At 39.9% G+C, this 11349-nt stretch carries 10 protein-coding genes and 1 tRNA gene; 6 read left to right on the plus strand and 5 right to left on the minus strand.

Features of this window, described 5'->3' with window-relative positions:
- Positions 1–21: 21 nt before the first annotated feature.
- From D7322_RS06225 to D7322_RS06240, 4 genes are all read left to right on the plus strand, one after another.
- Complete coding sequence (locus D7322_RS06225) at positions 22–1170, plus strand: hypothetical protein (RefSeq protein WP_147430302.1); 1149 nt, start codon at positions 22–24, stop codon at positions 1168–1170.
- Positions 1171–1276: 106 nt separating this feature from the next.
- Positions 1277–1795, plus strand: coding sequence for an NADPH-dependent FMN reductase (locus D7322_RS06230; RefSeq protein ID WP_121122345.1), 519 nt, complete (start codon positions 1277–1279; stop codon positions 1793–1795).
- 84 nt (positions 1796–1879) lie between these two features.
- A complete protein-coding gene (locus tag D7322_RS06235) occupies positions 1880–2101 on the plus strand; it encodes a VF530 family protein (protein WP_121122347.1) in 222 nt (73 codons plus the stop codon).
- 54 nt (positions 2102–2155) lie between these two features.
- The gene (locus D7322_RS06240) at positions 2156–2608 is read left to right on the plus strand and encodes a KTSC domain-containing protein (RefSeq protein ID WP_121122349.1); all 453 of its coding nucleotides are present in this window, start codon (positions 2156–2158) and stop codon (positions 2606–2608) included.
- A 135-nt stretch (positions 2609–2743) separates the two neighbouring features.
- Here D7322_RS06240 and D7322_RS06245 read toward each other — a convergent pair whose 3' ends face one another.
- From D7322_RS06245 to D7322_RS06255, 3 genes are read right to left on the minus strand one after another with little or no spacing between them, the layout of a single operon-like run.
- Complete coding sequence (locus D7322_RS06245) at positions 2744–4438, minus strand: peptidase associated/transthyretin-like domain-containing protein (RefSeq protein ID WP_121122352.1); 1695 nt, start codon at positions 4436–4438, stop codon at positions 2744–2746.
- 47 nt (positions 4439–4485) lie between these two features.
- Complete coding sequence (locus tag D7322_RS06250; protein WP_121122354.1) at positions 4486–5601, minus strand: FecR family protein; 1116 nt, start codon at positions 5599–5601, stop codon at positions 4486–4488.
- On the minus strand, positions 5598–6131 hold the full coding sequence (locus tag D7322_RS06255; protein ID WP_121122356.1) for an RNA polymerase sigma-70 factor: 534 nt from the start codon (positions 6129–6131) through the stop codon (positions 5598–5600). The genes D7322_RS06250 and D7322_RS06255 overlap by 4 nt, the downstream gene beginning before the upstream one ends.
- A 384-nt stretch (positions 6132–6515) precedes the next feature.
- Between D7322_RS06255 and D7322_RS06260 the strand changes: the two genes are divergently transcribed.
- Together D7322_RS06260 and D7322_RS06265 are read left to right on the plus strand one after the other, a co-directional pair.
- The gene (locus D7322_RS06260; RefSeq protein ID WP_121122358.1) at positions 6516–7079 is read left to right on the plus strand and encodes a porin family protein; all 564 of its coding nucleotides are present in this window, start codon (positions 6516–6518) and stop codon (positions 7077–7079) included.
- Between the two features lie 234 nt (positions 7080–7313).
- A tRNA-Pro gene (locus D7322_RS06265) sits at positions 7314–7387 on the plus strand.
- Positions 7388–7533: 146 nt separating this feature from the next.
- Here D7322_RS06265 and D7322_RS06270 read toward each other — a convergent pair.
- Both D7322_RS06270 and D7322_RS06275 read right to left on the minus strand, forming a co-directional pair.
- Complete coding sequence (locus D7322_RS06270; protein WP_121122360.1) at positions 7534–9318, minus strand: hypothetical protein; 1785 nt, start codon at positions 9316–9318, stop codon at positions 7534–7536.
- Between the two features lie 463 nt (positions 9319–9781).
- Complete coding sequence (locus tag D7322_RS06275) at positions 9782–11347, minus strand: RagB/SusD family nutrient uptake outer membrane protein (protein ID WP_121122362.1); 1566 nt, start codon at positions 11345–11347, stop codon at positions 9782–9784.
- Between the last annotated feature and the right edge of the window lie 2 nt (positions 11348–11349).

An 11349-nucleotide genomic window follows, 5' to 3' on the forward strand; every position in this document is an offset into this window, starting at 1 on the left:
TCTTTAGGTATAGTTATCGGTATGTGGTCTGAAATTATAATTACCTTATTTATCTGTATTGCATTGAACTTCTATGTGTTGAAGTGGCTTCGCGATCATCGAAAGATGCGACCAAAAAGTATACTAGCCTACTTAATCACACCGATTCTTTATCTATGCATTCGTTTATTGATGATAAAATGGGTATTTATCACTGTTTTTGCATTGGTATGGATCGGTATTATAGTCTTCTTGCTCCGTAAGGCTATCATCTATTTTACACCGCAAAAATTTCGTTCCGAAAAAGAAGAGATCATAGAAGCCGAAATTGTTGATCCCAAAGCTGATGAAAACAGGGTGGTTTCGCAGAATCCGAAAGACGCTGAGCAACCAGCAGCTCTTTCCAAGTTCCAAACAATATCTTCACGGTGCATAAATAAAACAGACCAAGACCAAGGTTCACGACAGCCCGATCCAGCCGCCCCTGCCGATATCTCTGCTGTCGAAATGACGGAAATTCCAGATGAACGCCACAAGAAAGAACGACAGCTTTTATTATTACAGTGTATCTCCTTTTATGCGACGATTTATAACGTTGTTTTTTGTCTCTTTCTCCTGATTCGAAAAGCGTATTTGCAGACAGATCAAGATGATGACATCATTGGTCTTTTCGGCACATTCCAGATCAACAGTATTATTTGTCTTGTTGTTACAGCAATTATCTGCAAATTATTTGACACACTAAATAAACTGACCAATCTGATCCAGCTCGAAAAAAAAGGGTACAAATTATTCCTTTTTATCTTACTTGGCTTTATTTGTTTTTTCTATTTCCGGCGAGATTTCATTACTTTAGAAACGCTAATCATGCAATCTTATGCTCATCAAGGTGTCTTTTTTCTTATTGGAATAATAACCTTTCTGCTCGCCCAGCTTGCTTTTATGACCATAGATTATCCCAGTTTTATCCACTATCAATTTTCCAGAAGAAGGGACTTAAAAGTCATTATCATACTCAATTTATTTTTGTTAGTTTTAGTAATGATTATCTGTGAGATTCTGTTAAAGGGACATCAAAACAGTTTCAATACTAGTCATCTTTTCACGCTTTATCCTACAATACTACTATTTTTTCTGGAACGAAAAAATTACATTCAGGCTAAAAACTATGTCAATCGTGTGGATCTATAATCGTAAATTAGCAGTTTCAAAATCTTATAGGCGCAACTGAGCTCCAGTACTGAAAATTATACATTAAACAATCAGGGCCTTGGCGTCCAAAAAGTAAATATATTCAATGAAAACCATCTTCGCGATAATAGGTAGTGCAAGCGAACATTCGTCCAATCACCAGCTCGTGCGGCATCTTCAACATAAGGTTAGTCCGGAAGTCAATCTTGTTCTCTTTGACCGTTTAAAAGAATTACCCCATTTCGACCCAGAGGAAAGCAGCTCCCGTCCACCCATAGAGATCATTGCCCTACGTCAGGTCATTCAGGATGCCGACCTGGTATTGATCAGTAGCCCAGAATACATTTTCAGTATCCCCAGTGGACTGAAAAACCTGCTCGAATGGTGCGCTGCGACGACTATTTTTACCGACAAGCCAGTCAGCATTATTACAGCGTCAGCGCAAGGAGAGACGAGCCATGTCGAATTGCAACGCATCATGCAGGGGCTTGGAGCTCAGCTTGACGCTGAAAAAAACCTGCTTGTCCAAGGAATAAAGGGCAAACTTGATGCTGCGGGAAATATCTGGGATGAAAAACTCGATCAACAGCTTGACGCGCTAGCGGAGCAGCTCAAGAATGCCTAATTAAAAGAAGTCGGACCTATCGTGTTGCGACAGCAACACGATAAAAAGTCCGTTAAAGTATACAAAGATTGCTAACTTTACAATATGCAAGAACAAGTCAATAATCCATTACACGGAAAACGGTTGGATACAATCATCGAGTATTTAGTGGAGTATTATGGATGGGAAGAACTGGGACAAAGGATAGCCATCCGTTGCTTCAATGAAAACCCGAGCATAAAATCCTCGTTAACTTTTCTACGGAAAACACCTTGGGCGCGTGAAAAGGTTGAACGGCTCTATGTCAAAACCCTGGGTAAAAAATAATCTTATTTCCCTGATAATACAAATAATCTGATTATTAAGCATATCTTTGCCGCCATGAAAAAAATTGCCGACTACCGAAAGTTGTTAAATGTGGATAAATCAGCGGATCTCAAGACGCTCAAATCCACCTATCGGACGATTATGAAAGAATGTCATCCGGATAAATTTGTCAATGACGAAGAAGGTCGTTTGGCTGCCGAAGAGAAGAGTGTAAAAATGATTGAAGCTTATCATTTTTTGGTAAGTATCTGCCCGGAAACTATTGAACAACAATTACCGATCTATACAGAAACTATTACGAATTCGGTTATTCAGGATATCGACTGGAAAGCCCAAATATTGACAATCACCTTCCAAGATGGCAGTCAATATGAATACTTTGGCGTCCAACGAAATGATTATGTAAAATTTGTCAATGCTGATTCATTGGGACGATTTGCACGAAGACATATTTTTCATACTTATCCATACCGGAATGTATTGAAAACAGCTACTGTTGTTGGCTAGTTAAAGCGTGTATAGACTATATATCTGTTAAAGCACAAGCGCCTTTGTTGTACCAACAAAGGCGCTTATGTAAAATGTTAAATGTTTAAAAGCTATCTGTATAACACTTGTATACCCAAAATAGTTTTAATTAAATTATAATTTTAACATGAGCCCGGCGATACCGCCACCGTAGAACGTATTTCTGCTGCGGTCTCTTCCCCAAGTTTTCCAACGGGTGCCGGTCCCAGAAATCGTGTCTTCATCCCGTTCAGCATAGTTGAAACTTGGTGCCACAAAAATGGACAGGACTTCAGTTAATTTATAGGCTGGTATAATACGGAAAGAAGACTGATGATTATCCAACAATTTAAATTTATCAGTCAGATGATTACGTGTCGTAATTTCCGTGCGAAGCGCAAACTTAGCAGTGTTCAGCAGAACTGCCCCTAAACCTGCTTCAAAAGTATATTTAGAAGGTCCATCATCAACAAGAGCTGCACCGACTGATAACACACTATAAAGTACCCTGCCTCCGGAACGAAACTGCAGTCCAAGGTACCGATTCTCGTCTATTGCCAACGAAAGACTTTTTTCTCCGTTTTTGATTAGATTTAATAGACCGATCGGGTAATCACTACTATCAGCAATATTAACAATTCCAGCCAGTTGAAATCCCTTTACTTTTTTTGCCTTATTTGCAATACCCGCTATTTGGATGCCCACTTCTCCGCTGCTATTGTTTAATACACCTGCTAATTGGGTTGTTCCCGCAGCTTCCTTTGCGGTATTAGCAACACCAGCGATCTGTACGCCCCGTACGGTGTCAACTTTATTCAATACCCCGCCAATCTGGACACCTTTAACGGTTCCAAAAACCCGATTACCTACCCCCGCTAACTGCACACCACCAACATTCCCGCCGACAGTATTAAATACCCCCGCCACCTGGAACCCGTGCATATTATATTGGTTGATATTGAATACGCCTCCGAGCTCTACGCCACTCACTCCAGCGGTTGCGCCGCCGATGATATTTAATGAAAATTTATTGACAATCTGTGACCGAATAAAACCATGTGAGCTTAATCCCGGCGTCATAGATATTTGATACGGGCTATATAGAAACATCCCGCCGAGGTTCATGCTCTGAATCCGTTGGGCAGGCGACAAAAAGACTCTTCCAAAAAACGATCTATAAAGACCATGATCCTCCTCATAGCCTTCAAAATAACCATACTCACGTTTCTTTTTGTCACCTATCTGTGCTTCAATAGGGAAAATAACCATTACACTGGTATCCCGAAACATCTCCTTGCTCACATTAACGGCGATCAGATTACTTTTTTTCTTAACATCCAATTCAAAATAACCATTCTTATCTGTCAATGTAGATAGCAAAGCACTTCTGTCAAAAATACTGGCATTGGAAATCGGGTTATTGGTTCGGATATTTTTAATATACCCCGTGATCACAACCTTATCTTTCCTTGGGGTCTGTACTTCAAAATCAACCGACATCCGTTGCGGCGTATATTGAACGATAATATGTTTACCTAATTCCTTAAAGCTATATTCCTTACCCAAAATCCCATCGAGATAATCGTATAAATTTCCCCTATAGGCCCTGGGATAGATGACACTATCCATCTGTAAGATATTTCCATTAAAGGAAAAGAGCACATCCTGCCGATCTTTTAATAGCTGAAAGACTTCGCCGACGGTAGTTTTTGAGAAAGCGGGCATTTGAATTTCTGCAGCGAGCTTTTGCTGTGCTAGCCCCAAACGAAAGGAGCATAGCAGAGAGAAAAGGATATAAAACCTGATTCGCTTTATAAAAAATAGTATCATGCTACTATCTGTACAATTTTGTTTCGAAAACATGTTATCGTTTTTGATTATCTTGTTAAGTGAATTTCTTTATCCCGCACTTCGACCTTTAAGTCTAGGCTTTTTGCCATCACCTTGAGTATTTCTGCCAAGCTATTTTGTTTAAATTCGGCAGTATATGGTATTTTTTCAAGAGCAGGATCATCTAGCATAACCTTATAGTCGTATGCTCGATTAAGCACCTCAGTAACCCTTTTTAAAGGTGTATTTTCAAAATTAAACTCACGGTCTACATAATATTTATAGAATTTATCCTGAACAGGCCTCTTTTCAACTTTCATGGTATCTGTATCTCTAATCGTCAGCATCTGATCTGGCCGTAAGAAAATCTCTTTATCTGCATAGGCCACTTTGACCAATCCCGTGGCGACGATAACCTCCGTTGCATTGGAAATGCGACGCACATTAAAACTGGTTCCCAGTACCGTTATATGCGTATTGCCTGTCGCAATTACAAAGGGATGTTTTTTATCTTTTTCCACCCGAAAAAACACCTCTCCTTTTTTTAATTCCACATTTCTGTTTTTATTACTCCATGTGCTGGAATAGGCTAGTTCAGTATTCTTATTGAGCGTGACTATAGATCCGTCAGGCAATGCATCCTGACGTACGGCTTCTTGGCTCACAAGGTGCATTTCCTCCCGCTGCGAACGATCAAACACATAGAATCCTACCATGCAGACCAACAAAATGCTCGCCGCGGCCCACCAGTTCCATTGAATCACTTTTGTTTTTCTTTTTGGGGTTGCAGTCGATTCCGATGCTCTTCTGTCCCTAACGATTTTAAAATCCATCCAAGCCTTATCCACATCCACTTCTGGAACCTCCAGGGGTTTAGGCAAGCTATCCCATAACTTTTTCATTTGCAAATATGCCTCCCTATTATTAGCATCTTTTTTCAACCATTCCTCTACGATCATACGCTCAGCTCCATTCGTTTCCCCGACCATATGTCTTTCTAGTAATTCCTTATTCATAGCGTATAGATAAGATAGAAATACATTTTTCACTTTTAGGTATTCTGCTCTGTTGTCAGGATTGTCCTCCAACCAGCGCTGTACTAAAGCATTCTCTACTTCATTGGTTTCCCCAACGATATATCTTTCCAGTAATTCCTTATTCATAACCTATAGATCAGATAGAAAATAATCAATGTCAAATAATCCATCAGTTCGACACGTAAGTGACGCAAAGCCTTGCTCATGTGCCCTTCTACTGTTTTTATGGACAGATCCAATGTTGTTGCAATATCCTTGTATTTCATTTCCTGAAAACGGCTCAATTCGAATACAGTCCTGCTTTTTTCAGGCAGTTCGGCCAAGGCGACCCTTAATTTATCATCCAGATCCTTGCTGCTCTCATCTACAGCCGGCTCCCAATCCTGCCTATGTTGTTCGTAAGACTGATATTTGAGCTTACGTTGTTCCTTCTTTAGGACATTCATGCTTTCATTATAGATAGCACGATAGAGATAAGCTTTCAGCGAAGTGTGTACCTGTTCTTCCCAATCTTTTTCCCATAATCGCAGAAATACTTGCTGTACAACCTCCTCCGCTCCGTCGCTATCACCCAGGTATCTAAAAGCATAACGATGCAATTCCTTGTAATGCGCTCGAAAAAGCTGCTCGAAATTCTTTTCTTTATTTTCCGACATTGGCCAAATCTACCATTTGATTAAACAATCTACTTTATACTAAGACAACGCAAGTGGTCATTACCCTTATTTATTTTTTACTTTTTTCTTGTTTATGCTAAGCCCGCCTTAGTTTAGTGAATTAGCAGCCCTTACACCCGTTCCATAAATCTAAGGTCATCTTCCGGTATCCTGCGCTAACACCACTGTCTTATACCGGAGAGCATCGTTCAATATGTACAACCTCCGTGCGAAATGATGCTATAAGCGATCTTAAATTCCTAATTGGGACTAAAGTTAATAGCTAAAAATAGAAAAATGTTTTTTTTCTAAGGGTACATTGATTTTTTGTTGTCATATCATAAAAGCACATTAGTGAATAGATCACAAAAATTAGTATTAAAGATGAAAACAACATTCAAAGTAGCCTTATTGGCATTAACAGTATTGGGAGTAACAGGTACAACACAAGCACAAGAGGTGACTTATGGTATACAAATTGGAAGCAACTATCACATGACATCATTTGGAAATAAATCCGTTAAGGACAATAATGGGAAAGTAGGCGTTTCTGTTGCAGCATTTGCACGTGTCGGGGATCGCCTCTTCTTTCAACCCGGCATTGGAGCCAGTTTACTGCGTAAAGAATATTCGTTTGAAAATACACAGAAGACGCCTAAATTTTACCAGGTTAATCTTCCGTTGCAAGTCGGCTATAAATTACTGGAAAACGGTGATTTTAGCCTTCACGGTTTATTAGGACCACAATTAAACTATGATCTAAAAACCGTCAAATCCAGTGCAGCTACAGATTATAAGAAATTCTCTCTTGACGGCAGAGCCGGAATTGGAATAGATGTCAGTCGCTTCACCGTAGACGCTTACTACAGTCATGGATTAACAAGCGTGGACAAAACTTTAGACGCTAAGAACAAAACTGTTGGCATTATGGTCGGCTATAAATTCTAGCAATAGCTCATTCAAAAAACAAAAATACCTCCCCCGACGATTGAATATTTGAAAAGAGCATGCAGGGAGAATACGAATAAAGTCTAAAAAAATGGGATGTCAAAAAGTCGGGCATCTCATTTTTTTTCAATTAGATTTTATTTTTTGTCAATAATTATTATTTTAGCGCTACCAAAAAATTATTCTTAAAAAAACGAGTTTAGGATCATCCTATACATTCGTATTGGAATAATTCGGGATGTAGCGTAGCCCGGTATCGCGCCAGCATGGGGTGCTGGAGGTCGTCGGTTCAAATCCGGCCATCCCGACAAAAAAAATAAAACCACTTTATTCAATAAAGTGGTTTTATTTTAACAATTCGGATTTTATCTAATTAACAAAGAGACCATCAATAACTAAAACCGCAACAAGATGCTGTACTAAATTTTACGTTAAGTGATCATTCGACTTTGTACTATTTCTCTATCACCATCAATTCTTGCTCAAGCATAAAGCTCACTAGCCATTTGTCCCCGATTTTAAAAGCATTTAGATCATTTGGTGTATTTTCGCTTGATTCATTTTCCAGTTGTACATATGCATAAATTACTTCAGCTTCCCCTTCCTGTTTAAATGTGGAACTATTTATCAAAATAGTTTTTATTCCATGTGTAAAAGCGTCTCCATATTCATAAAAAAAACGAAAATTATCCCCATCTGGAAGCATGATATATCTATCAAAAAGCTGATCTTTTAGTTTAATCGATGGAATGGACTCTTTTTGACCGATCGGAAAAAAGTATAATTCATTATCGACTTTATCAAAATAAAACGTCTGTTTATCAGCAGATAGATAGCTGGGGTACCATGGTAAATTAGCGGGCAACTTCACTGTTTCGACAGGGACCAATTTAGCATTGAGCGATAGGTGATAGATGACCTCATTTAATTTAAACAGCAACGGAAAGTCCGGGGAAGTGCTATTCATTGTTGCAGCGGGCAGATACTCGATTTTCCCTTTGGCAATATGGGCTTCTGCCAACAATTTGTCTACAGTTTTTTGCGCTATTATTGTCCCTGTCTTACTGTTGACACATAACATTTCATAATTCGCGGTCCGGTCCTTATGATAAAGGATATAACTATGCTCCGGAGTCATATAAGTATGATCGATAATCATATCCCCTGCCATCGGCAACAACTTTTTGGAAGCCCGTTCTTTATAAAATGTAGTCTTTTCATTGCTTGGTTCCGCGCTGTATTGCCCCCATCGGAATTGCTTATTGATGCTGAATAGCGTTCCATTTTCAACCCTAAAATCGACGAATTCTGCTGCATTTGGTTGTTGTGGAGAAGCAATTTTACCGACCTGTATACTACTGTCAGCAGGATTGATAGACAACAGTTGTTGATCTTTAAAATTAAGGTAATCTGGCTGTGGATGTAAGCGAATGATTTTGCCCTTTGTTTGATCCAGCGCAGACAATGCTTTTGTATTTTCTGCTAATTTTCTTGTCCATACCTTTTTGGCACCTTTTGCGAGTTGTCCTCCCGGATCAATCCGGATGACACTATCCAACCAGTTCTGCCATACCTGTTTTGAAGCATCCTCCGTCGGTACATCCAACAGCTCCATTGTGTTGCTGAGATATCTTAACCTTGCCTTTGCGAGATCAGCTAGCACTGTTGGCCGATAATCATGTATTGTTTCACCACCATCTGACGTTTTAGCACAACCCACGTAATGTACCATTACCTTATGTTTGCTATCTAGTTTTTCTATCCAGCGGGGCACATCCCGGAGATCCCGATCGTCGATAAATTTTGTCCATTCAATAGTGTCGGTCAAATTTGACCTGTCAAAAATTGACGCCGGATAAGGATTATGTTCAATTTTGTCCTTGTTATGTGCATTGAAAAATGAGGCATTCTTACTGTAATAACAGTCTTTGATTCCTGGCACAGCAATTATTTCAAATGTAAAATCTCGATCATAATTATAAAATAAGTTCCCTCTATCTGGAAAAAGGGGAATCAATAAAATATCCTTCGTTCCTAGACGTTTGGCATCAGCTTGATTCAACTGCAGAAAAAAACCACTTTCTGGCAAGTAAATATTCCCCTTATTAAGCACAAATAGCAACCGTTCCATTGCAAAACTCAATTGGACAACTCGATAATCCGATTTGAAGCGTCCTGTAACAGATTGCACCTTTTCCATTGTATCCACCTCTACCTGAAATTTTCTATTATTCGCCATAGTATCGTTATTGCCATGACATTGACAAAATGCCACGATCAATAAGACCAAATAAAGCTGCCTAAAGACCATACCTCTCATTTATTTCATTAATAATATAATTGATTGAATTTACAGCTTTTCCGCTAATTAAAGTAAACCAGTTAATATCCGCCTTTCCTTACATTATATTCGTCTTTATTTCATACCCTATTCGAAAATGTTGTACTGATTCGCCGCAATACTGTCTATCGCCTCTTCTGGATACCTACCTATCTAAAGACAATAAGCAACAAGCCCGAACGACCTAGGACCATAAAAAATTGAGGGTTGACAGCTGACCGGCATAGGTAAATTATAGGAGCAGCTGAAAAAGATTAAAAAGAAAAAAGGTATTTAGATGACCCGGACAATCCAGATCGTCTAAATACCTTCAAAACAGCTATTGCAAGCTATTTTCTCTGTACGGCTATTGGTATAATGATCAATACCCCGGATTTTGTTTCAGGTTAGGATTCACCGCGATCTGTTGGCTCGGGATAGGATACAACAATGTTTTTGGATCCGGATCAGCAGCCTTTTCCTGCCAAGCTTGCAAGAACTTGCCGAATCGGATCAAATCTTGTCTCCGCCAGCCTTCCCAATACAGTTCCCTGGCACGCTCATCCAATAAATTGTCCAGTGTCAAGGTGGTTAAATTTGTCACACCACGGTTTATCCGAATACTATTGACCAAAGCTAGCGCCTCACCCGCCGCGCCTGTACCGCCTCTCAAAATCGCTTCTGCTTGCATCAGTAGCACGTCCGAATATCGGAACACCACCCAATCGTTGTTCCGCTGTCCTGAAGCAGCATAATCAAATGCATACTTCATGGGGCGGATTCCCGCTGTCTCCAGCGTTGCTCCAGAAGTACGGATGGTAACCTCTCTGCTAAATGACAGCGGAGCTGTTGAAGGGTTGCGGGCCATTAACGGCTTGTTCGTACTCCAATTATATTGTTGTCCGGCAAAAAAGCCTACGTTCTGACGACCAAAACCTTTTTTTCGATTGGAGGTTGTGTCCGCTGCATAATCGTAATAAATCCCTCGACGTTCATCAGATGCCGAAAACTTGTCATAATAGTCCGAGAGCGTACACCAACCGTTCCAACCACTTGGATTCATATTATAATGCGCTATTGTATTCCAGGTTCGATCCACATTTCCGCCTCTTTCACCATTCTTGTTTAATAGCGTAAAAATATTTTCGGTCGACTTCACATCATTATCAGGTGCAAAATTATCGAAATATTTTCCCTTGGCAGATACAGTATACTGCGCAGACATCGTAATTTCCTTTGCCAAAGTAATCACTTTATTCATATCCTCAGCCGCAAATGTAGGCGCCTGTCTATTGACAAAAGCACCTTTATTCAAATAGATCTTCATCAGCAAAGTTTTCGCTGCATTCCTATTGGCAACATAAGCTGCCCCGTCTGTTGGAAGACTGCTTAAAATGTCATTCAGGTCTTTGACTATATAATCAACGGCTGCCTGTGGTTGCAAAACCTCTGGAGCGATCCTAAAATCCTCCATTGCTTCACCTTCTCGAATAGGAACGACTCCGTAAAGATCGAGCAAATCAAACATTGCCAGTGCTCTTATAAATTTTGCTTCAGCAGTTTGTTGTGCATTAGGTTTGTAACGCAACACATTACTGGCGTTATAAATCGCAGTCCCCAGACTTACAAAAGTATTATTCATGTAAGCGTTATCCGCATTCCAGGTATGTAAATGAATTGCACGGTGCATTCCATTATCATCCCAGTCTCCCCCTCTTGTAGGAGCCATCGCTGCATCGGTTGAAATTTCTTGCATCACCCAGCGCTGCTCCTGTTGATAAGGGGTATTCAGTGAGATATAGGCAGTAGTCAATAAGCCGCCTGGCTCGACTTCAGAAGTTCCCTCCTCCAATTCGCCTTTAAACTCTTCTTTCAGTTTGGTGCAAGATGATGTACTTGCCGCAACCGAAGCTATCAATCCGATATATAATAAAGTTCTTAATTTCATCT

The organism is Sphingobacterium puteale, from assembly GCF_003627955.1.
GTDB classification, from domain to species: domain Bacteria; phylum Bacteroidota; class Bacteroidia; order Sphingobacteriales; family Sphingobacteriaceae; genus Sphingobacterium; species Sphingobacterium puteale.

Bases quoted from the DNA above. Each gene is read 5' to 3' on its own strand.
- D7322_RS06245 (WP_121122352.1), bottom strand. From the start codon at position 4,438: ATGATACTATTTTTTATAAAGCGAATCAGGTTTTATATCCTTTTCTCT.
- D7322_RS06225 (WP_147430302.1), top strand. From the start codon at position 22: ATGTGGTCTGAAATTATAATTACCTTATTTATCTGTATTGCATTGAAC.
- D7322_RS06260 (WP_121122358.1), top strand. From the start codon at position 6,516: ATGAAAACAACATTCAAAGTAGCCTTATTGGCATTAACAGTATTGGGA.
- D7322_RS06240 (WP_121122349.1), top strand. From the start codon at position 2,156: ATGAAAAAAATTGCCGACTACCGAAAGTTGTTAAATGTGGATAAATCA.
- D7322_RS06270 (WP_121122360.1), bottom strand. From the start codon at position 9,318: ATGGCGAATAATAGAAAATTTCAGGTAGAGGTGGATACAATGGAAAAG.
- D7322_RS06255 (WP_121122356.1), bottom strand. From the start codon at position 6,131: ATGTCGGAAAATAAAGAAAAGAATTTCGAGCAGCTTTTTCGAGCGCAT.
- D7322_RS06230 (WP_121122345.1), top strand. From the start codon at position 1,277: ATGAAAACCATCTTCGCGATAATAGGTAGTGCAAGCGAACATTCGTCC.
- D7322_RS06250 (WP_121122354.1), bottom strand. From the start codon at position 5,601: ATGAATAAGGAATTACTGGAAAGATATATCGTTGGGGAAACCAATGAA.
- D7322_RS06235 (WP_121122347.1), top strand. From the start codon at position 1,880: ATGCAAGAACAAGTCAATAATCCATTACACGGAAAACGGTTGGATACA.
- D7322_RS06275 (WP_121122362.1), bottom strand. From the start codon at position 11,347: ATGAAATTAAGAACTTTATTATATATCGGATTGATAGCTTCGGTTGCG.